The sequence below is a fragment of the Streptomyces sp. NPDC048002 genome (assembly GCF_040653275.1).
Taxonomy (GTDB): domain Bacteria; phylum Actinomycetota; class Actinomycetes; order Streptomycetales; family Streptomycetaceae; genus Streptomyces.
In genome coordinates, this window is sequence record NZ_JBEZNL010000014.1 from 41,434 (window position 1) to 61,706 (window position 20,273).

Sequence of the window (20,273 nt, forward strand, 5' to 3'; positions counted from 1 at the left end):
AGAACCAGCCGATGTCAGACAGCTCCCCCCTGCCGCCGGTGCGGCTGCGTCCCGAAGCGGAGCTGGCGCGGGACGCGCTGTCCACGCCGCTGCTCTCCCGGGCCGCCCGGCTCGCCCGCTGGGCCGGACCCGGCACCCGTGTCGACGCCGGGGGCGGGCTCGCCGAGGAGCAGCTCCCCGCCGCCGCCGAGGAACTCGGGCTGACCGGCGACGACGCCGCCGCCGACGCCAGTGAGGCATGGCGGGTCGCCGTCGACGCCGGGCTCGTCGAGATCACCGACGAGGAGGAGGGCACCGTCGCGGCCGGCGAGGACTTGGCCGCGCTCACCGGAGGCTCCCCGCACGACGTGCTCGCGGTCTGGCTCGCCGCGCTGGAGACGGTGCTGGCGGACGCCTCCGTGCCCGACCTCGACGACCTGGTCGACGCCATGGACGAGGGCGGCGAGATCGACTTCTCCCGGCTCGACTGGGACCCCGAGGCCGAGGCGGACTTCCTCGACGGGGTGCTCGGCAACCTGTACCTGCTGACCGTCAGCGAGGACGGACCCGGCGAGGCGCCGGTGCCGCTGCCCGCCCTGGCCGCCTCGGTGATCGTGCCCAGCGACATGGGGGAGCCCACCAACGACGTGCTGGAGCAGGTCTCCGACGCGATGATGCGGCTCGACGACCAGTTCCGGATGCTGGAGCCGGTCGGTCTGGTCGCGTACCGGCCCGTCGACGAGGCGCTGATGGCCGACGCCGACGAGGAGCCGTCCGCGCCGGTCGACGAGACGGACGTCTCCCGCTACGGCATGGTGCGCCTGACCCCGCTCGGGCTCTACGGCCTGCGCGCGCGGCTGCTGGAGGCGGGGTTCGAGGCACCCGCCGTCGGCGACCTCGCCGACAAGGGCGCCGACGCGCTGCTCGACGGCACCGCCGAGTTCCCGCCCGGTGCCGCGCAGGCCGAGACCGAGCAGTGGCTGACCGAGCGTCAGGCACTGCCCGCGGCGCGGGAGTTGCTCTCCGCCGCCCGGGGCTCGGACGCCGGGGCGCCCCTGCGCCGACTGCGCTGCCAGCAGGCGCTGTCGCTGGTGGGCGCGGAGGCCGAGCCGGCCCTGCGCGAGGTCCTCGACGATCCCGAACTGGGCGGGCTGGCCCGGGTATGGCTCGCCGAGCACGGCGCCACGGACGTCCCCGCGCCCTCCGAGGAACTCGTCTTCTGGCTGACCATCGACACGGTCGCCGCCCAACTCGCCGCCGAGGGGAACTCCGAGGAGCTGCGGGCCCTGGTCTCCGGGCTCGCCGAACAGCACAGCGGCTTCTTCGCGACGGCCTGGCGGGTGGAGCATCCGGCCACCGCGGAGGTCCTGGAGGCGATGGGCCGGCTCCACCCGGACAAGCGCATCGCCAAGGAGGCCCGCAAGGCGGCGTTCAAGGCGCGCTCGCAGGGCTGAGCACGCGGGGCTGAGGTGCGCGGGGCTGAGGCAGGCGGGGCTGAGGCAGGCGGGGCTGAGGCAGGCGGGGCTGAGGTGCGCGGGGCTGAGGCAGGCGGGGCTGAGGTGCGCGGGGCTGAGGTGCGCGGGGCTGAGGTGCGCGGGGCTGAGGTGCGCCGGACGCCGGGGGCGCTCGGGCTGGGCGGGCTCGGGTCATCCGGGGTCTGGAGGGGGCAGCGGCTCTCCACGGGCCTGGAGACGGGGCAGCGGCGCTCCTGGGCCCGGACGCGGGTTGGTGAACGTCGGCAGGCCCCGGACGCGGCCCGGACGCGGCCAGGACGTGGCCCGGATGGAAGGCCGTGTGCATAGGCGCCGGACGGGCCGTATGCCCAGGGGCCGGACGGGCCGTATGCCCAGGGGCCGGACGGGCCGTATGCCCAGGGCCCGACGCGTCGTCTGCCCAGGTCCGGACGGGCCCGCGGTGCCTTGCTCGGCGGCCCGCCGGGGGTGTCCGTCCGAGGTGCCCCCTTCGGGCCCGTGGCCCGGGGACGCCGAGCGGCGCTCGTTCGTCGGGCCGCTCGTGGCTCGTCCCGTGAGGGGGCCCGCCGTGCGTGCCCCGGGCCGGCGGCATGCCGAGCGCTGGGGGTGTGCGGGGCGATGTCCCCGGTGGCGGGAGGCTCGTACCCGGGACCCCGTCGGGTGGAGGGGGTCGTGCCGGACGCGGTCGGTGGTTTCCGGGCGGTGGACGTGGGGCGGACGCCCGGAGTTCAGGCCGCGTTCAGGCGGAGGCGGCACGGTGGCGCCGGAACGAGGTCCGCCACCCTCCACGGCACACCCACCGTCACAGGAGACCGCATGTCGCTCACCCGCAGGGACTTCGCCAGACAATCCGCGATCACCGGAGCCGGAGTGGCCCTGGCCGGCAGCGTCGGCGCCCTCGCCAGCGCGCCGAACGCGCTCGCCGCCACCGAGACCGTCACCGAGGGCGCGGACCGCGGCCACTTCGGCGTCGGCTACGGACCGCTGCTCCCCGACCCCGACGGCATCCTCGCGCTGCCCGCCGGGTTCTCCTACCGGGTCATCACGCACACCGGCGTCACCACACTGGAGTCCGGCGAGGGCACCCCGTCCAACCACGACGGCACCGCCGCCTTCGCGGGCCCCCGCGGCACCACCCTGCTGGTCAACAACCACGAGATCGGCGGCGCCTTCGCCGACGCCGAGCACCCCGTACCGCTCGCCGAGGGCCTCGTCTACGACCCGGCCGCGGCCGGCGGCTGCACGGTCGTCGAGGTACGCCCCGGCGGCCACGTCGCCGAGTGGGTCGGCATCGCCGGCACCTCCACCAACTGCGCGGGCGGCAGCACCCCCTGGGACACCTGGCTCACCTGCGAGGAGACCGAGGACAGGGCCGGCACCCGGGGCATGACCAAGGACCACGGCTACGTCTTCGAGGTCGACCCCGCCGACCGGCGCGCCAACCGCGGTCCCCGGCCCATCAAGGCGCTGGGCCGCTACGCCCACGAGGCCGTCGTCATCGACCCCCGCCGCGGCCACGCCTACCTGACCGAGGACGCCTCCAACCCCAACGGCCTGCTGTACCGCTGGAGCCCGCCCGAGGGCTTCCGGCACGGCCGCGGCAGGTTCCGCACCCTCGCCGACGACGCGGGCCGGCTCCAGGCGTTCAAGTGCTTCGACTCCGGCGGCCAGTTCGTGGACGACCTCTCGCGCGCCACGAAGATCGGCACCGTGTACGGCGTGGACTGGATCGACGTCCCCGACCGGGACGCGCGGACCACCTCCGTGCGCAAGCAGTTCACCACCGGCCAGGTCACCCGCTGCCGCAAGCTGGAGGGCATGTGGTGGGGCGACGGCGGCGCGTACATCGTCTCCTCCTACGCCCGCGCGGAGAGTCCCGGCCTGCCGCACGACGGCCAGGTCTGGTTCTACGACCCCCGGCGCCGCACCCTGACCCTCAAGGTCCTGCTCGGCGTGAACACCGACCCCTCCGTGGACGGCGCCTACGACGGGCCCGACAACATCACCGTCTCCCCCTACGGCGGCCTGATCATCGCCGAGGACGGCGAGGGCGTCCAGCACCTGTTCGGCGCCACCGACCGGGGCCGCACCTATCCGATCGCCCGCAACGAGCTGAACATCGGCACCGAGGAGGAGCCGGAGTACAGCGAGTTCACCGGCGTCACCTTCTCGCCCGGCGGCCGCACCCTGTACGCGAACATCCAGGACCCGGGCATCATGCTCGCGATCACCGGCCCGTGGAAGCGGCACGGCAGCCGGTAGTTAATTCGTTCGCCCGCCCCGAGTTGCGCCTCCTACAGTGAGATCACGACGTCACGCACCTCCCGGTGCGATGGCAGCGGCTACTTCTCTTTCAAAGAATCCCGTGCCGCCGCCGACTGGATCTCGGGAGGCGCAGCTCATGGTGGGTGCCCGGTGCGCAGGCAACGGTTACTTCTGGGATCGAAGGGTTGCGGGTTCGAATCCCGTCATCGACCTCGGGTCGGTGTAGCTCAATCGGGTAGAGCATTTGATGTGTTCCGTCGCCGACTTCTGATCTCGGGCATCCACCTTCCGCTGTGCCTCCTCCGAAACCGCTTCGAATTCGGGGGAATTCAGCATGTCCCGTTTCAACACCCGCGCCGCGAAGGCGCAGCCGACCTCGCGGGTCACCTCGACCGGCCGGGTGCTGCGCACCTACGAGGGCGGCCTCGGCCACGAGCGCGAGGCGCGCTCCGAACTGTTCCTGCTCGCCGTCTCCCACTTCGTCTCGCAGCGGACCTTCTACGAGTCCGGCGACGACCGCGACGACCGGTTCCGCACCCTGGTGCGCGAACTCGCCGTCGCCGACCCGGAGTGGACGGCCGGACTGCTCGGCTGGCTCCGTGGCGAGGGCAACCTCCGCTCCGCCGCCGTGGTGGGCGCCGCCGAGTACGTGAAGGCCCGCCTCGACGCGGGCGCGAGCGACGGTCCGTCGAACCGGCGGGTCGTGGACTCGGTGCTCCAGCGGCCCGACGAGCCCGGCGAGCTGCTCGCGTACTGGACCTCGACGTACGGCCGGGCCGTGCCCAAGCCCGTCAAGCGGGGCATCGCCGACGCCTTGCGGCGGCTGTACAGCGGCCGTGCGCTGCTGAAGTACGACACCGCCTCCAAGGGGTACCGCTTCGGCGACATCCTCAACCTGGTGCACGCGGCCCCGGACCCGGCGAAGCCCTGGCAGGGCGACCTGTTCCAGTACGCGCTGGACCGCCGGCACAACCCGGACACCGCCGAGCCGCCCGCGTCCGACCGGACCCTGGTGGCGCACCGCGAACTGATGGCGCTGCCCGTCGGCGAGCGGCGCGCGCTGGTGACCTCGGACGGCGGCGCCGAGCGGCTCGCGGCGGCCGGAGTGACCTGGGAGGCGCTGGCCGGCTGGCTCCAGGGGCCGATGGACCGGGCGGCCTGGGAGGCAGTCATCCCGTCCATGGGTCCGATGGCGCTGACCCGGAACCTGCGCAACTTCGACGAGGCCGGTGTCTCGGACGAGGTCGCCGAGCGGGTCGCCGCCCGGATCAGTGACCCGGCGGAGGTCGCGCGCTCGCGGCAGTTCCCGTTCCGGTACCTCGCTGCGTACCAGCACGCGCCGTCGCTGCGCTGGTCCTACCCGCTGGAGCGGGCGCTCGGGCACTCGCTGGCGCAGGTGCCCGCGCTGCCCGGCCGCACCCTGGTGCTGGTCGACCGCTCCGGCTCGATGTTCTACTCGCGGCTGTCGGACCGCTCGGAGCTGAACCGGGCGGACGCCGCGGCGATCTTCGGCACGGCGCTCGCGCTGCGGGCGGCGGACGCGGATCTCGTGGAGTTCGGCACGTCGAGCAACCGGGTGCCGTTCGACCGGGGGGAGTCGGTGCTGCGGGTCCTGGAACGCTTCGGCGACCTGGGCGGCACCAACACCACGGAGGCGGTGCGCCGGCACTACCGGAAGCACGACCGGGTGCTGATCGTCACCGACGAGCAGTACGCGCACAGCCGCCACGGCGGCCCGACCGACCAGATCCCGGCGAAGATCCCGGTCTACACCTGGAACCTGGCCGGCTACCGGACGGGCCACGGCCCGTCGGGCGGAGGCAACAGGCACACCTTCGGCGGTCTCTCGGACGCCGCCTTCCGGATGGTGCCGCTGATCGAGGCGGCCCGGGACGCCGACTGGCCCTGGGCGGCCTGACACCGAGCGTGGCCCGCACTCACGGGGGTGCGGGCCACTTCCCTGTCGTGTCGCGGAGCGCCCGGCGCCGCCCGTTACAGCGCCTGGGCCGCGGGCTTCACCATGCCGCGGACCGTGCGGGACTTCACGAAGTCGCCCATCGCCGTCATCTCCCACTCGCCGGAGAACTGGCGGATCAGCTTCGCCATCATCACACCGGTCTGGGGCTCGGCGGAGGTCAGGTCGAAGCGGACCAGCTCCTCGCCGGTCAGCCCGTCGATGAGACGGCAGTACGCCTTGGCGACCTCGGTGAACTTCTGACCGGAGAACGAGTTCACGGTGAAGACCAGGCCCGTGACGTCCTGCGGGAGCCTGCCGAGGTCGACGGTGATGACCTCGTCGTCGCCGCCGCCCTCGCCGGTGAGGTTGTCACCGGAGTGGCGGATGGCACCGTTCACGATCTGGAGCTTGCCGAAGTAGCAGCTGTCGATGTGGTTGCGCTGCGGGCCGTAGGCGATGACCGAGGCGTCCAGGTCGATGTCCTTGCCGCGGTACGCCGGCTCCCAGCCGAGGCCCATCTTGACCTGCGAGAGCAGCGGGCGGCCGCCCTTGATCAGGGAGACGGTCTGGTTCTTCTGGAGGCTGACCCGGCCCTTGTCGAGGTTGATCTTCCCGGCGCCCGCGGTGGGCGGGGTCGCCGGCGGCGGGGGCGTGGCCATCGCCGGGGCGGGCGGGGCGACCGGGGGCTGCGCGGCGGGCTGCGGCGGGGCGACCGGGGCCGCGGGCTGCGGCGGGGCGGCCTGGGCGGGGGCCGGGGTCGGCTCCTCGACCGAGACGCCGAAGTCGGTGGCGATGCCCGCGAGGCCGTTGGAGTACCCCTGGCCCACGGCGCGGGCCTTCCAGGCACCGTTGCGGAGGTAGACCTCCACGATGACCAGCGCGGTCTCGGCGTCGAGCTGCGGGGGAGTGAAGGTGGCCAGGACGGAGTTGTCGTCGGCGTTGCGGATGGTCGCCGTCGGCTCGATGCCCTGGAACGTCTGGCCGGCGGCGTCCGGGCTGGCGGTGACGACGATCTTCTCGATGCCCGGGGGGACGGCCGCGGTGTCGACCAGGATCGCGTCGGGGGCCGTGCCGCCGCCCGAGCGGTAGGTCACGCCCGGGCCGTTGGGCTGGTTGTAGAAGATGAAGTCGTCGTCCGAGCGCACCTTGCCGTCGGCGGTGAGCAGCAGGCTCGATACGTCGAGCCGCACCGGGGCGGCGACGTCCACCGTCACGCGGGCGGCGGAGAGAGGGATGTTCGAGCCGGGGGTCATAGCTGTCATGCCCCATTGAACGACCGAGGTCGCTTTACCGTTCCCTTACCAGGGACCGATCGGGTCAGGGGCGGGTTCAGGGCTGGTTGCGGGGGTGGTTGCGGGCCGTGCGTTCGTTGCCGCGCTTGTAGTTTCCGGTCCAGCGGGCCATGACCAGCTGGGGGTCGGAGGTGGTGACCTCGGTCAGGAACTGTTCGGCTCGGGGGCCGCGGAGGGTGGTGGCCCGGTGGGCGGCGTGGGTGATGCGGATGGTTCCGTCCGGGGACGTGGTGTAGGCGAAGCCGGTGGGTCTGGGCATGGTGGGGATCGTACGGGTGGGGTGGGGTGGCGGCCCATGGGTTTTCGCCCCCGCCGCCCCTTCCCTTCCCTCCCCCAGAGGGGGGACCCCCACCGGGGGCTGCCGCCCCCGGACCCCCGCTTCGGCCCCGAAGGGCCTCGTCCTCAAGCGCCGGACGGGCTGGAATTTGGGCTCACTGTGATCTTTCGGCCTGCTCCTGAGGCGAACTGGTTCAGGGCCTCGGGGTAGCTGGTCAGGGGGAGGCGGTCGCTGATGAGGATGTCGGGGTTGAGGATGCCCGTGGCGAAGAGTTCCGCGGCGCGTTCGAAGCTGTGCAGGACCGCCATCGAACCGGTGATGGTGATCTCCTGGTTGTAGATGCGGTACGGGTCGATCGTGACGCGGGTCGCGTAGTCGGCGACGCCGAACTGGAGGAACGTGCCGGCCCTCGCCACCCGGTCCAGGCCGTCCTGGATGGCCGCCGCGTTGCCCGTGGCGTCGACCACCACGTCCCAGCCCTGCGGGCGGTCCAGCTCGTCGGCGTTCGCCGCGGCGCCCGACACACCGAGCAGCCGCGCCGTCTCCAGCCGCTCCGGGTTCACGTCCACGACGTCGACGCTCGCCGCGCCCGTCCGCTTGGCCAGCTCCAGCATCATCAGGCCCATCGTCCCCGAGCCGTAGACCAGGACGTGCGCGCCGAGGCGGGAGCGGAGCACGTCGTAGCCCCGGACCGCGCAGGACAGCGGCTCCACCAGGGCCGCGTCCTCGGTCCGTACGTGGTCGGGCAGGCGTACGCAGTTCGCCACCGGGGCCACCGCGTACTGGGCGGCCCCTCCCGCGGTCGTCACGCCGATCGCGGCCCAGCGCTCGCAGAGGTTGTTGTGGCCCGTACGGCAGTACCGGCACTCGTAGCAGTACAGGGAGGGGTCGACGGCCACCCGGGCGCCCTCCGCGAGTTCGGTGACGCCGGTGCCCACGGCGACGACCGTGCCCGCGAACTCGTGACCGGGCACGATGGGCAGCTTCGGGGCGAACTCGCCCTGGAGGATGTGCAGGTCCGTCCCGCACAGGCCGCAGGCCGCGACCTCGACCACGACCTCCCGCGGACCCGGCGTCGGATCGGGGACCTCGGTGACGACGGCCCGGCCCACGGACTCGATGACGGCGGCCTTCATTTCACGGCTCCCAGCGACAGGCCCTGGACCAGTTTGTCCTGGGCGGCGAACCCCGCGGCGAGCACCGGCAGGGAGATGACGAGCGACGCGGCGCACACCTTCGCCAGGAACAGTCCCTGGCTGGTGATGAAGCCGGTCAGGAAGACGGGGGCGGTCTCCGCCACCACGCCGGTCAGCACACGGGCGAAGAGCAGCTCGTTCCAGCTGAAGATGAAGCAGATCAGGGCCGTCGCGGCGATCCCCGGCAGGGCGATCGGGGCGACCACCCGGGTCAGCACCGTCGGCAGCCGCGCGCCGTCGACCCGGGCCGCCTCGATCACCGCCACCGGCACCTCGGACAGGAAGGACTGCATCATCCAGACCGCGATCGGCAGGTTCATCGAGGTGTAGAGGAGGACCAGCAGCCAGATGTTGTCCAGCAGGCCGGTGTTCTTGGCGAAGAGGTACAGGGGGAGCAGGCCCGCGACCACCGGCAGCATCTTGGTGGACAGGAAGAAGAACAGGACGTCCGTCCACTTCTTCACCGGGCGGATCGACAGGGCGTAGGCCGCGGGCAGCGCCAGCAGCAGGACCAGCAGGGTCGAACCCACCGAGGCCACCGTCGAGTTGATCAGGGAGGGCCAGGGGCTCGCCCCGCCGTCCGTGCCGAAGAACTCCCGGTAGCCGTCCAGGGTGAGGGCGGCGCCGAACGACGGCGGGTTGGTCGCGGCGTCCTCCTCCGAGTGGAAGGAGGTCAGCGCCATCCACGCGATGGGCAGGAAGAACAGGATTCCGGCGGCCCAGGCCAGCAGCCCGGGACCGGCGCGGCGTACGGAGTTCATGCGCGGGACGCCTCCTCGCGGAACAGGGACGACACGACGCGCAGGGCGAAGGTCGCGATGATGATCGAGCCGATGACGACGAGGACGCCCGCGGCTGAGGCCAGCCCGTTCTCATGGGCCTGGTAGAAGCTCTGGTAGACGGTGTACGGGAGGTTCGCGGTGCCCAGTCCGCCGGAGGTGATCGTGAAGACCGCGTCGAAGTTCTGGACGATGTAGATCGAGCCCAGGAGGGCCCCGAGTTCCAGATAGCGGCGCAGGTGCGGGAGCGTCAGGTGGCGGAAGATCTGCCAGTCGCTCGCGCCGTCCACCCGCGCGGCCTCGATCTGCTGCTGGTCCCGGCTCTGCAGACCGGCCAGCAGGATCAGCATCATGAACGGGGTCCACTGCCAGACCAGCGCGGCCTCCACCGCGAGCAGCGGGGTGTTCGAGATCCAGTCCGGCTGCGGGCCGCCGACGTAGTGCAGCAGGCCGTTGAAGAGGCCGTACTCGGGGTTGTACAGGACGTGCTTCCACAGCAGGGCCGCCGCCACCGGGACCACCAGGAACGGGGCGATCAGCAGGGTGCGGACGACGCCGCGGCCCTTGAAGCGGCGGTCCAGCAGCAGGGCCAGGGCCAGGCCCAGGACCAGGCTGGTCAGCACCACGGCCACCGTGAGCAGGACCGTCGTCCACACCGAGCGGCGCAGGTCGGGGTCGCCGAGGACCTCGGAGTAGTTGCCGAGGCCGGTGAAGCTGCGGGCGTCCGGGTAGAGCGAGTTCCAGTCGAAGAAGGAGATCACCAGCGTGGCCACGAAGGGCAGCTGGGTCACCGCGATCATGAAGATCAGCGCGGGCAGCAGCGGGGCGCGGGTCGCCCAGGCGCGCATCCGGTGCGAGGGGGGCTTCCCGGTGCGGACGGACGGCGCGGTGAGCGGAGCGGTGGTCGTGGCGGTCATCGTCCCTCGTACTCCTCGGAGATCTTCTCGGCGAGCTCCTGCGATGTCTCCAGGGCCGACTCGACGGACTGGCGTCCGGCGATGGCCGCGCTGATCTCCTGGGAGACCTTGGTGCCCAGATCGGTGAACTCGGGGATGCCGACGAACTGGATGCCGGGCGCGGGGCGCGGCTGCACCCCCGGGTCGTTGGGGCGGGCGCCCTCGATGGCCTCCTTCGTCATCTCCTGGAAGGCGGCGGCCTCGGCCCGGTAGGCGGGGTTGGCGTAGGTGGAGGCGCGCTTGCCCGCCGGGACGCTGGACCAGCCGATCTCGTCGCCGACCAGTTGCTCGTAGCCCTTGCCGGAGGCCCAGGAGACGAACTGCCAGGCCTTGTCGGGGTTGCGGGAGGCGTCCTGGATGCCCCAGGCCCAGGTGTAGAGCCAGCCGGAGGACTCGGTCCGTTCGACCGGGGCGGGCGCGTAGCCGACCTTGCCCTTGACCGGGGAGCCGTCGGACTCCAGGGAACCGGCCGCCGAGGTGGCGTCGTACCACATGGCGACCTTGCCCTGGGTCATGTTGTTCAGGCACTCGGCGAAGCCGGACTGGGCGGCGCCGGACTCGCCGTGCTCACGGACCAGGTCGACATAGAACTTCGTCGCCTTCTTCCACTCCGGGGAGTCGAGCCGGGCGTTCCAGTCCTTGTCGAACCAGGTGCCGCCGAAGGTGTTGACGACCGTGGTGAGCGGGGCCATCACCTCGCCCCAGCCGGGCAGTCCGCGCAGACAGATGCCCTTCATGCCGGGCCGCGCCCCGTCGAGGCGCGCCGCGAGGTCGGCCACCTGCTGCCAGGTCGGCCGCTCGGGCATGGTCAGGCCGGCCTGCTCGAAGACGTCCTTGCGGTACATCAGGAAGGACGACTCGCCGTAGAAGGGCTGGCCGTAGAGCTTGCCGTCGTCGCCGGTCAGGGACTGGCGCATCGGCGCGAGGACGTCCTGCTCGTCGTAGCCGGGGTCGTCGGCGACGTAGGAGTCCATCTCCTTGAGCCAGTCGTTGCGGGCGTAGATCGGTATCTCGTAGTTGGAGAGGGTGGCGACGTCGTACTGGCCGGCCTGGTTGGCGAAGTCCTGGCTGATCTTGTCGCGGACGTCGTTCTCGGGCAGGACGGTGAAGTTGACCTTGATGCCGGTCGCTTCGGTGAAGTGCGGGGCGAGCTTCTGCAACTCCACCATCTGCGGGTTGTTGACCATCAGGACGTTGATCGAGTCGCCGCCCGACCCGGCCCCGCCGGCTCCGGTCCAGCAGCCGGTGAGCAGTGGGGTGAGCAGCGTCCCTGCGGCGGCCGCGGCGAGCGTGGCTCGCGGCCTCCGTCGGCTCTGGGTTCGCATGGATCGCTCCTGGACGTATAGGGAGATAGGGGGTGTTTCGTGGCATGGGGGTGCCCGGGTGGGGCGGTGGGTGGTGGGGGGTGACGGTGGGGGTGGTGGAGGGGTGAGGTCAGACGCGCATGACCTGCGGTCCCAGCAGGGAGTAGCGGTGGGCCTCCGCGGCCGGGAGGAGCGTGCTCGTCACGATCGCGTCCAGCGTGCCGATCTCGGCGAACCGGCAGAAGCTGACCGCCCCGAACTTGGTGTGCACGCCCGCGAACACGGTGCGCCGGGAGGCCCGCACGGCCTGCGCCTTGACCTCGCCGACCGCGGGGTCGGGGGTGGTCAGGCCGTGTTCGCGGGAGATGCCGTTGGCGCCGATGAACGCCAGGTCGAGGACGAAGCCGGCCAGCATCCTCGTCGTCCAGTGGTCGACCGTGGCCAGCGTGCCGGCCCTGACCCGGCCGCCGAGCAGCAGCACCGAGGTGTGCTCCGCCTCCGCCAGGGCCCCCGCGACCGGCAGGGAGGCGGTCACCACGGTGAGCGGCCGGTCGCGGGGGAGTGCCTCGGCGATGAGCTGCGGGGTGAATCCCTCGTCCACGAAGACGGTCTCGGCGTCGCCGAGCAGCTCGGCCGCGGCGGCTGCGATCCGGCGTTTCTCGGGGACGTGGCTGGTGGCGCGGAAGGCGAGCGTGGTCTCGAAGCCGGCGCTCTCCACGGGATAGGCGCCACCGTGGGTGCGGCGGACCAGGCCGTGGTCCTCCAGGGCGCGCAGGTCCCGCCGGACGGTCTCCTTGGCCACGCCCAGCTGTTCGGCGAGCGCGTTGACCTCGACGGAGCCGGTGGCGCGGGCCGCGTGGACGATCTCGCGCTGGCGTTCCTCCGCGGTTCTGTCCATGGTCGTCACCCGCCGTTCCGCTGCCGCTGCGTTGCCGTTGCCCGTTCGGGCTCTGGAGGAAGTTCTACAGCGGGTGTGGGGCGGTGACCAGGTTTGTTACGCGGGTGATGCTGCCCGGTGTGTGACCGTTCGGTCGTCGGCGGGTTCGGGTCGGGCGGAGGGGGTGGGGGGCGTGGTGGGGTGGCGGCTGCGGGGGTGTCGTGGCTGGTCGCGGGGTTCCCAGCGACCAGGGGGGAGTGGGCCCGCCGCTTCTTCGCCGGCTCGGAAAGGGCTCAGCCAGTGCCCGGATGCCGCGCGGGCGGGCCCGTTCGGTGCCCGTCCGCGGCCGGTTCAGTACGGCCAGATCGGGGGGTCGTTGACGAAGTGGCCGCCGAGGTGGGCGTGGGCCGCGTTGGCGGGGTCCAGTTCGCCCTGTTCCGCGATCAGCTTCTCGGCGTAGGGCTCGGAGTCGTCCTGGGGGTCGTAGCCGAGGGCGCGGGCCGAGGTGAGGTCCCACCACAGGCGGGTGTTGGCGGAGGAGCCGTGCACGACCGTGTGGCCGACCCCCTCGGCGGTCAGGGCCGCGTGCAGGAGGCGGGCACCGTCGGCGGGGCTCATCCAGACCGACAGCATCCGCACGCTGGTCGGCTCGGGGAAGCAGGAGCCGATGCGGACCGAGACCGTCTCCAGGCCGAACTTGTCCCAGTAGAACTGGGCGAGGTCCTCGCCGAAGGACTTGGACAGGCCGTAGAAGGTGTCCGGACGGTGCGGTGTCTCGATCGGGATCAGCGGGTCGTCGCCCTGGGGGCGGGGGGTGAAGCCGACCGCGTGGTTGGAGGAGGCGAAGACGATCCGGGGGACGCCCTCCTCGCGTGCGGCCTCGTACAGGTTGTAGGTGCCCTCGATGTTGGCCTTGAGGATCTTCTCGAAGGGGGCTTCCAGGGAGATGCCGGCGAGATGGATGATCGCGTCGACGCCCCGGACGGCCTCGCGCAGCGCCTCCTTGTCGGCGAGGTCGGCGACGACGGCGTCCGGATCGCCGTCGATCGGGCGCAGGTCGAGCAGGCGCAGCCGGTACCCGTACGCCGGCAGCAGGTCACGCATCAGGGTGCCGAGTCCGCCGGCGGCGCCGGTGAGCAGAACGGTGCGGGGCGCTGGCATCCTCGGGTCTCCTTGAGTGGACGGCCGTATGACTGCACGGGATTCACATGCGTGGACAAGCTAAGGATCACTATCCGGGTCCGTCAAGGGTGGCGAAGGATGTGTTCATAAACATAAACTTCGATCAGACACTTGTACGCGCACGCTGCACGCGCTGTACCCGCCGCTGGTGCGCGACGCCCGCACACCTTCGTGATCACACCCGTTCTAGGGAGAGCCTGTGACGCCAGCCGACCTCGCCGCTCGACTCGGCATCCCCAGCGGGCCGCTGTTCTTCCCCGTCACCGCGTTCGCCTCCGACGGCACCGTCGACCTCGACGTCTACCGCGCGCATGTGCGGCGCGGCGTGGACGCCGGTGCCGCCGCCGTCTTCGCCTGCTGCGGCACCGGGGAGTTCCACGCGCTGACACCCGAGGAGTTCCAGGAGTGCGTACGGGCCGCGGTGGACGAGGCGGCGGGCCGGGTGCCGGTCGTCGCGGGCGTCGGCTACGGCACCGCGCTCGCCGTGCGCCACGCCCGGCTCGCCGCGGAGGCCGGCGCCGACGGGCTGCTCGCCATGCCCCCGTACCTCGTGGCCGCCGGGCAGGAGGGGCTGCTGCGGCACTATCAGGAGATCGCCGCCGCCACCGCGCTCCCGGTCATCGTCTACCAGCGGGACAACGCCGTCTTCACCCCGCGGACCGTCGTCCGGCTCGCCCTCACCGACGGCGTCGTCGGCTTCAAGGACGGTCTCGGCGACCTGGACCTCATGCAGCGGATCGTGAGCGCCGTGCGGACCGAGACACCCGGCGACTTCCTCTACTTCAACGGACTGCCCACCGCGGAACAGACCCAGCTCGCCTACCGCGCCCTCGGCATCACGCTCTACTCCTCCGCCGTCTTCTGCTTCGCCCCCGAACTCGCCCTCGCCTTCCACCAGGCGCTGCGTCACGGCGACGACGCCACCGCCAACCGGCTGCTGGACGGCTTCTACCGTCCCTTCGTCGAACTGCGCGCCCAGGGCCGCGGTTACGCCGTCGCCCTGGTCAAGGCCGGTGTCCGGCTGGGCGGTCTGGACGTGGGGGAGGTCCGGCCGCCGCTGCACGAACCGACGGAGGACCATGTCAAACAGCTCGCGCTGCTGATCGAGCGCGGGTACACGCTGCTGGAGGAGGACGGCAAGTGACGGTGTCGGCATTCGTCTACCCCTGGGACGTCAACGGGGACCCGGAGGCGCCGGCGCGGATCGCCGCCCTCGGGGTGCGGCAGGTGACCCTGGCCTCCGCCTATCACTCCACCCGCGCGCTGACCCCCCGCCACCCGCGCCACCGCGTGGTCACCGCCGAGTACGCGGCCGTGCTGTACCCGCCGGGCGACCGCTGGGCGGGCCGTGCGCTGCGCCCCCACGCGTCCGGCGCCTGGGCGCCCGGCGACGCCTACGGCGAGGCCGCCGAGGCCCTGGCCGGGGCGGGCCTCGACGTGCACACCTGGGTCGTGCTCGCCCACAACTCCCGCCTGGGCGCCGAGCATCCGGACACCTCCGTGGTCAACGCCTACGGCGACCGCTACCCCTGGGCGCCCTGCATCGCCCAGCCCGCCACCCGCGCCCACCTGACCGACCTGGCCGCCGAGGCGGCGGTCCGGCCCGGCGCGCGCGGCACCGAACTGGAGTCCCTCGGCTGGTACGGCCTCGCCCATCTGCACGCCCACGACAAGACCGGCGGGGTCGGCCTCGGGGAGGCGGGCCAGTACCTGATGTCGCTGTGCTTCTGCCCGGCCTGCCGCCGGGGCTACGGCGATCAGGGCCTGGACGCGGACGGGCTGGCCGCGGCGGTGCGCGCCGCGCTGGAGCCGCTGTGGCGGGGCGAGGCCGCCGACGAGGGCTGGACGGGCGTGGAGAAGCTGCTCGGCGAGTCCGACGCCGCCGCCACCCTGGCCTGGCGCGGGGCGACCGCCCGCTCGCTCCAGGAGGACGCGGTCGCCGCGGTGCGGGCCGCGGCGCCGGCCGGTTTCCAGGTGCTCCTGCACGCAGATCCGGTGCCGTACCACTGCGGCGCCAACGCCGGTGTGGACGCGGCGCACATCCTGTCGGTCTCGGACGGTGTGGTCGTGCCCTGCACCGGCGGCCCGGGGCTGCTGACCCCGTTCGCGGAGCAGGGGCGCGGGGTCCTCGCCGCCAACTTCACCGTCGTCTCCGGGATGGGCGGCAACCCGGCCGGCCTGGCCGAGGACGCGGCCCGCGCCCGTGACCTCGGCGCCACGGAGCTGCGGCTCTACCACGCCGGGCTCGCGTCCGACGGCGACCTGGAACTGGTGCGGGAGGCGCTCGCCGGAGGCTGAGAGGGGTCACCGGAGTCATCGGCGGCGCGGATCGGGCCCCGCCGATGAGTTTCCGTGCCGCGGACGGTCCACCCTGCGAGACGACCGCCGCGGCACGGAGGAACAGCCCATGAGCGACCAGATCATCGACCTCGGACCCCAGACCCTGGTGCTGGCCCGCCTCGCCGAGGGCGTGGTGGACGAGCGGCTCGACGACGCGACGCCGTGCCCGCGGCTGCCGGTGCGCGCGATGCTCGGCCATCTCCTCGGCCTGTCCGTCGCCTTCCGTGACGCCGGGCTCAAGGACCTCGGCCCCACCACCGACACCGCGCCCACCGACGCCGAACCGCAGCTCGGGCCCGGCTGGCGCGAGGAACTGCCGAAGGTGCTCGGCGAACTCGCCGAGGCGTGGCGGGACCCGGCGGCCTGGACCGGTGCGACCCGGGCGGGCGGGGTCGACCTGCCCGGCGCGGTGGCCGGAGCCGTGGCCGTCGACGAGCTGGTCCTGCACGGCTGGGACCTGGCGCGGGCCACCGGGCAGCCGTACGAGCCCGATCCGGCCGCCCTGCGGGTCGCGTACGACTTCCAGTGCGCGTCCGTGGGCGATCCCATGCGCGGTGAGATCTTCGGGCCGGTCGTCCCGGTGCCGGACAGCTCGCCGCTGCTGGACCGGACGGTGGGGCTCAGCGGGCGTGCGCCGGGGTGGCGCCGGGGGTGAGATTGGCGTTCGCGATGTCGCGGGGCGTGCCGTTCCGGTGCGCCCCGCGACGCCGTTCCGGCGGGGTTGTCGTTCGGCCGCGGCCCGGTCGTGGCTGGTCGCGCAGTTCCCCGCGCCCCTGAGCGGCGCTGCCGGACCGCGGCGTTCGACGCACCGCGCGTCGCTTCGGCGAACACACAACGGCCGCACCCCGCGAGCCGAAGGCCGCGGCAGTAATCCCAACTTCCTTTGTCAGAAGCATTGACGAAACACAGAGGCGCTCCTACCTTCAACGCGTCGTACTTCGTACGTCATATATGAGACGCGATATGTGAGATCCGAGAGGCGCGCATGACCTCTGTGCCCACGCCGATCCCCTCCCGCACGCAGTACGTGCTGGAGGAGATCAAACGCCGCATCCTCACCGGGCGGTTGACGCCCGGCCAGGCCCTGGTGGAGACCGAGTTGGCCGCGCAGTTCGGGGTGTCCAAGACCCCCGTCCGCGAGGCCCTCAAGACCCTCGCCGGGACCGGGCTCGTGGTGATGAGCCAGTACAAGGGCGTCACGGTGCGCATGGTCGACGCGGACATGGCGCGCGAGGTCTACGACGTCCGCCTGCTCCTCGAACCCGAGGCGCTGAAGCGGGCCGTGCGACGGGGCGCCTCCCTGGACGACGCCCGCTCCGCGCTGACCCGGGCCGACGAGGCCACCGACACCGCCGAACGCTCCCTCGCCAACCGGGAGTTCCACCGCGCCCTGTACCTGCCCTGCGGCAACCCGCTGCTCGGCCGGATGCTCGACGAGGTCCGTGACCAGGCCGCCCTCGTCTCCGCCGTCGCCTGGGCCTCCTCGCCCTCCTGGGAGCGGGAGGCCGGCGAGCACCGGGAGATCCTGCGGCTCGCCCTGGCCGGCGACGCCGACGGGGCCGCGCGTGCGCTCCACGCCCACATCGCGTCCTTCGTCGAGCGGGCGTTCCCCGGGACGCCGGAACAGGAAGGTCAGGAATGAGCAGCGTGACGTTCGAGACCCAGCGGGCGGCCCTGGCCGACGTGGTGTCGATCCCGGTGACCCCGTTCGCCGAGGACGGCAGCATCGACCAGGACGTCCACCGGGCCCTGCTGCGTCGACTGCTCGACGGGGGGATCCGCACCCTCACCCCCAACGGCAACACCGGCGAGTTCTACGCCCTCAGCCCGGAGGAACGCCGACTGGTCACCGAGATGACCGTCGACGAGGCCGGGGACCGGGGGGTGATCCTGGTCGGCGTCGGCCACGACGTGCCGACCGCCGTGGCCTCCGCCCGGCACGCCCGGGAGCTGGGCGCGGCCATGGTGATGGTCCACCAGCCCGTCCACCCCTATGTCTCGCAGAGCGGCTGGATCGACTACCACCGCGCCATCGCCGAGGCCGTCCCCGAGCTGGGGGTCGTCCCGTACATCCGCAACGCCCAGCTCGGTGGCGAGCGGCTCGCCGAACTCGCCGACCACTGCCCGAACGTCATCGGCGTGAAGTACGCGGTCCCGGACGCCGCCAGGTTCGCCGGGTTCGCCCGGGACGCGGGCCTGGACCGCTTCGTGTGGGTCGCCGGACTCGCCGAGCCCTACGCCCCCTCCTACTTCTCCGCCGGCGCCACCGGATTCACCTCCGGACTGGTCAACGTCGCCCCGGCCGTCTCGCTGAACATGATCGAGGCGCTGCGCTCCGGGGACTACCCGGCCGCGATGAAGGTCTGGGCGCAGATCCGCCGCTTCGAGGAGCTGCGCGCCGCCAACGGCTCCGCCAACAACGTCACCGTGGTCAAGGAGGCGCTCTCCTCCCTCGGCCTGTGCCGCCGGGACGTCCGTCCGCCGAGCCGGACCCTGCCCGAGAGCGAGCGCGCCGAGGTCGCCGCCATCGCCGCGGGATGGTCCATATGAAGGCGCCCGAGCAGCTCAGGAGCCACCAGTGGTGGGGCACCGACGGACTGCGGTCCTTCAGCCACCGCGCCCGCACCCGCCAGCTCGGCTACCTGCCCGAGGAGCACCTCGGCAAGCCGGTCGTCGCGATCCTCAACACCTGGTCCGACATCAACCCCTGCCACGTCCACCTGCGCGACCGCGCGCAGGCGGTGAAGCGGGGCGTGTGGCAGGCCGGCGGTTTCCCGCTGGAGTTCCCGGTCGCCACGCTCTCCGAGACCTTCCAGAAGCCGACCCCGATGCTGTACCGCAACCTCCTCGCCATGGAGACCGAGGAACTGCTGCGGTCCTACCCCGTCGACGGCGCCGTCCTGATGGGCGGCTGCGACAAGTCCACGCCCGCGCTGCTGATGGGCGCGGCCTCGGTCGACCTGCCGGCGGTCTTCGTGCCCGCCGGCCCCATGCTCCCGGGCCACTGGCGCAACGAGGTCCTCGGCTCCGGCACCGACATGTGGAAGTACTGGGACGACAAGCGGGCCGGCCTCATCGGCGACTGCGAGATGACCGAGCTGGAGAGCGGGCTCGCCCGTTCCCCCGGCCACTGCATGACCATGGGCACCGCGTCCACGCTGACCGCCGCCGCGGAGGCCCTCGGGGTGACCGTGCCGGGCGCCTCCAGCATCCCGGCCGTCGACTCCGGGCACGACCGGATGGCCGCCAGGGCCGGGCTCGCCATCGTCGACCTCGTCCACCAGGGCCGTACGCTCGGCGACATCCTCACCCAGGAGGCGTTCGAGGACGCCGTCACCACCGTCCTCGGGCTCGGCGGCTCCACCAACGCCGTCATCCACCTGATCGCCATGGCCGGACGGGCCGGCGTACGGCTCACCCTCGACGACTTCGACCGCATCGCCCGTACCGTCCCGGTGCTCGCGAACGTCAGGCCCGGCGGACAGAAGTACCTGATGGAGGACTTCCACTTCGCCGGAGGCCTGCCCGGTTTCCTCTCCCGGATCCCGGACCTGCTCCACCTGGACCGGCCGACGGTCTGCCACGACAGCCTGCGCGAGCAGATCCGGGGCGCACAGGTCCACGACGACGACGTCATCCGGCCGCGCGACAACCCGGTCGCGAGCGAGGGCGGGGTCGCCGTGCTCCGCGGCAACCTCTGCCCGGACGGCGCCGTCATCAAGCACATCGCCGCCGAACCGCAGCTGCTCAAGCACACCGGTCCCGCGGTCGTCTTCGACGACTACCGGACCATGCAGCGCACCCTGAACGACCCGGCGCTGAACATCACCGCCGACAGCGTCCTGGTGCTGCGCAACGCCGGCCCCAAGGGCGGTCCGGGCATGCCCGAGTACGGCATGCTGCCCATCCCCGACCACCTGCTCAAGCAGGGCGTACGGGACATGGTCCGGATCTCCGACGCCCGGATGAGCGGCACCAGTTACGGCGCCTGCGTCCTGCACGTGGCGCCCGAGTCCTACATCGGCGGACCGCTCGCCCTGGTCCGCTCCGGTGACCCGATCACCCTCGACGTCGCCGCGCGCACCCTGCAACTCCACGTGGACGACGAGGAACTGGAGCGCCGCCGGGCCGAGTGGACTCCTCCGCCCACCCGTTACGAGCGGGGCTACGGCGCGCTCTACAACGACCAGATCACGCAGGCCGACACCGGCTGCGACTTCGAGTTCCTCGCTCGCCCCGGCCAGGTGCCGGACCCGTACGCGGGCTGAACCGCCGTATGCCCCGCCGCATCGCACCCCGCAAGGCCCAGCCGTATCGCACCCCGCAAGGCCGAACCCGTACCGCCCCCGCAAGGCCAAGAACGCATCGCGCAGTGAGAGAAAGCGCTTCACCGAGAA

The 20,273-nt window shown here is 72.4% G+C and carries 17 protein-coding genes; 9 read left to right on the plus strand and 8 right to left on the minus strand.

Annotation, left to right across the window (positions count from 1 at the left end; all coding sequences use genetic code 11):
• Positions 1-11: 11 nt before the first annotated feature.
• The 3 genes from AB0E07_RS19150 (at position 12) to AB0E07_RS19160 (ending at position 5,634) form a co-directional block, all read left to right on the plus strand.
• Entirely contained in the window at positions 12-1,433 is a 1,422-nt protein-coding gene (locus AB0E07_RS19150; RefSeq protein WP_362252974.1) for a hypothetical protein, read from the plus strand.
• 834 nt (positions 1,434-2,267) lie between these two features.
• Positions 2,268-3,713 (plus strand): alkaline phosphatase PhoX, encoded by a 1,446-nt coding sequence (locus tag AB0E07_RS19155; RefSeq protein ID WP_362252976.1) that lies wholly within the window; start codon positions 2,268-2,270, stop codon positions 3,711-3,713.
• Between the two features lie 337 nt (positions 3,714-4,050).
• Positions 4,051-5,634, plus strand: a complete 1,584-nt coding sequence (locus tag AB0E07_RS19160) for a TROVE domain-containing protein (protein ID WP_362252979.1) — start codon at positions 4,051-4,053, stop codon at positions 5,632-5,634.
• 74 nt (positions 5,635-5,708) lie between these two features.
• Here AB0E07_RS19160 and AB0E07_RS19165 read toward each other — a convergent pair whose 3' ends face one another.
• The 8 genes from AB0E07_RS19165 to AB0E07_RS19200 all read right to left on the minus strand — a co-directional run bounded on the left by AB0E07_RS19165 (position 5,709) and on the right by AB0E07_RS19200 (position 13,515).
• Entirely contained in the window at positions 5,709-6,926 is a 1,218-nt protein-coding gene (locus AB0E07_RS19165) for a TerD family protein (protein WP_362253321.1), read from the minus strand.
• Between the two features lie 76 nt (positions 6,927-7,002).
• Positions 7,003-7,224, minus strand: a complete 222-nt coding sequence (locus AB0E07_RS19170) for a hypothetical protein (RefSeq protein WP_362252982.1) — start codon at positions 7,222-7,224, stop codon at positions 7,003-7,005.
• Between the two features lie 143 nt (positions 7,225-7,367).
• The gene (locus tag AB0E07_RS19175) at positions 7,368-8,378 is read right to left on the minus strand and encodes a zinc-dependent alcohol dehydrogenase family protein (RefSeq protein WP_362252986.1); all 1,011 of its coding nucleotides are present in this window, start codon (positions 8,376-8,378) and stop codon (positions 7,368-7,370) included.
• Positions 8,375-9,199, minus strand: coding sequence for a carbohydrate ABC transporter permease (locus AB0E07_RS19180; RefSeq protein ID WP_362252989.1), 825 nt, complete (start codon positions 9,197-9,199; stop codon positions 8,375-8,377). Before AB0E07_RS19180 ends, AB0E07_RS19175 begins: the two co-directional genes overlap by 4 nt.
• Complete coding sequence (locus AB0E07_RS19185; RefSeq protein ID WP_362252991.1) at positions 9,196-10,134, minus strand: sugar ABC transporter permease; 939 nt, start codon at positions 10,132-10,134, stop codon at positions 9,196-9,198. Before AB0E07_RS19185 ends, AB0E07_RS19180 begins: the two co-directional genes overlap by 4 nt.
• Positions 10,131-11,498, minus strand: a complete 1,368-nt coding sequence (locus AB0E07_RS19190) for a sugar ABC transporter substrate-binding protein (protein ID WP_362252993.1) — start codon at positions 11,496-11,498, stop codon at positions 10,131-10,133. The genes AB0E07_RS19185 and AB0E07_RS19190 overlap by 4 nt, the downstream gene beginning before the upstream one ends.
• Positions 11,499-11,607: 109 nt before the next feature.
• Entirely contained in the window at positions 11,608-12,375 is a 768-nt protein-coding gene (locus AB0E07_RS19195) for a DeoR/GlpR family DNA-binding transcription regulator (protein WP_362252996.1), read from the minus strand.
• A gap of 330 nt (positions 12,376-12,705) precedes the next feature.
• Positions 12,706-13,515 carry an NAD(P)-dependent oxidoreductase gene (locus tag AB0E07_RS19200; RefSeq protein WP_362252999.1) on the minus strand — a complete coding sequence of 270 codons (810 nt, stop codon included), beginning with the start codon at positions 13,513-13,515 and terminating at the stop codon, positions 12,706-12,708.
• 220 nt (positions 13,516-13,735) lie between these two features.
• Between AB0E07_RS19200 and AB0E07_RS19205 the strand changes: the two genes are divergently transcribed.
• From AB0E07_RS19205 to araD, 6 genes are all read left to right on the plus strand, one after another.
• Positions 13,736-14,680 (plus strand): 5-dehydro-4-deoxyglucarate dehydratase, encoded by a 945-nt coding sequence (locus AB0E07_RS19205; protein WP_362253001.1) that lies wholly within the window; start codon positions 13,736-13,738, stop codon positions 14,678-14,680.
• The gene (locus AB0E07_RS19210) at positions 14,677-15,834 is read left to right on the plus strand and encodes a hypothetical protein (protein WP_362253003.1); all 1,158 of its coding nucleotides are present in this window, start codon (positions 14,677-14,679) and stop codon (positions 15,832-15,834) included. The genes AB0E07_RS19205 and AB0E07_RS19210 overlap by 4 nt, the downstream gene beginning before the upstream one ends.
• 109 nt (positions 15,835-15,943) lie before the next feature.
• Positions 15,944-16,531: a TIGR03086 family metal-binding protein gene (locus tag AB0E07_RS19215; RefSeq protein WP_362253006.1), complete on the plus strand. Its 588-nt coding sequence runs from the start codon at positions 15,944-15,946 to the stop codon at positions 16,529-16,531.
• 330 nt (positions 16,532-16,861) lie between these two features.
• Entirely contained in the window at positions 16,862-17,518 is a 657-nt protein-coding gene (locus tag AB0E07_RS19220) for a GntR family transcriptional regulator (protein WP_362253009.1), read from the plus strand.
• The gene (locus AB0E07_RS19225; protein WP_362253012.1) at positions 17,515-18,426 is read left to right on the plus strand and encodes a dihydrodipicolinate synthase family protein; all 912 of its coding nucleotides are present in this window, start codon (positions 17,515-17,517) and stop codon (positions 18,424-18,426) included. The genes AB0E07_RS19220 and AB0E07_RS19225 overlap by 4 nt, the downstream gene beginning before the upstream one ends.
• The gene (gene araD, locus AB0E07_RS19230; protein WP_362253015.1) at positions 18,414-20,144 is read left to right on the plus strand and encodes an L-arabinonate dehydratase; all 1,731 of its coding nucleotides are present in this window, start codon (positions 18,414-18,416) and stop codon (positions 20,142-20,144) included. The genes AB0E07_RS19225 and araD overlap by 13 nt, the downstream gene beginning before the upstream one ends.
• The last annotated feature ends 129 nt before the right edge of the window (positions 20,145-20,273 follow it).

What these genes read in the sequence shown, in the direction of transcription:
- AB0E07_RS19150 (WP_362252974.1), top strand. Translation starts at nt 12, where the DNA reads ATGTCAGACAGCTCCCCCCTGCCGCCGGTGCGGCTGCGTCCCGAAGCG.
- AB0E07_RS19155 (WP_362252976.1), top strand. Translation starts at nt 2,268, where the DNA reads ATGTCGCTCACCCGCAGGGACTTCGCCAGACAATCCGCGATCACCGGA.
- AB0E07_RS19200 (WP_362252999.1), bottom strand. Translation starts at nt 13,515, where the DNA reads ATGCCAGCGCCCCGCACCGTTCTGCTCACCGGCGCCGCCGGCGGACTC.
- AB0E07_RS19215 (WP_362253006.1), top strand. Translation starts at nt 15,944, where the DNA reads ATGAGCGACCAGATCATCGACCTCGGACCCCAGACCCTGGTGCTGGCC.
- AB0E07_RS19165 (WP_362253321.1), bottom strand. Translation starts at nt 6,926, where the DNA reads ATGACCCCCGGCTCGAACATCCCTCTCTCCGCCGCCCGCGTGACGGTG.
- AB0E07_RS19170 (WP_362252982.1), bottom strand. Translation starts at nt 7,224, where the DNA reads ATGCCCAGACCCACCGGCTTCGCCTACACCACGTCCCCGGACGGAACC.
- AB0E07_RS19190 (WP_362252993.1), bottom strand. Translation starts at nt 11,498, where the DNA reads ATGCGAACCCAGAGCCGACGGAGGCCGCGAGCCACGCTCGCCGCGGCC.
- AB0E07_RS19175 (WP_362252986.1), bottom strand. Translation starts at nt 8,378, where the DNA reads ATGAAGGCCGCCGTCATCGAGTCCGTGGGCCGGGCCGTCGTCACCGAG.
- AB0E07_RS19220 (WP_362253009.1), top strand. Translation starts at nt 16,862, where the DNA reads ATGACCTCTGTGCCCACGCCGATCCCCTCCCGCACGCAGTACGTGCTG.
- AB0E07_RS19160 (WP_362252979.1), top strand. Translation starts at nt 4,051, where the DNA reads ATGTCCCGTTTCAACACCCGCGCCGCGAAGGCGCAGCCGACCTCGCGG.
- AB0E07_RS19195 (WP_362252996.1), bottom strand. Translation starts at nt 12,375, where the DNA reads ATGGACAGAACCGCGGAGGAACGCCAGCGCGAGATCGTCCACGCGGCC.
- AB0E07_RS19185 (WP_362252991.1), bottom strand. Translation starts at nt 10,134, where the DNA reads ATGACCGCCACGACCACCGCTCCGCTCACCGCGCCGTCCGTCCGCACC.
- AB0E07_RS19180 (WP_362252989.1), bottom strand. Translation starts at nt 9,199, where the DNA reads ATGAACTCCGTACGCCGCGCCGGTCCCGGGCTGCTGGCCTGGGCCGCC.
- araD (WP_362253015.1), top strand. Translation starts at nt 18,414, where the DNA reads ATGGTCCATATGAAGGCGCCCGAGCAGCTCAGGAGCCACCAGTGGTGG.
- AB0E07_RS19225 (WP_362253012.1), top strand. Translation starts at nt 17,515, where the DNA reads ATGAGCAGCGTGACGTTCGAGACCCAGCGGGCGGCCCTGGCCGACGTG.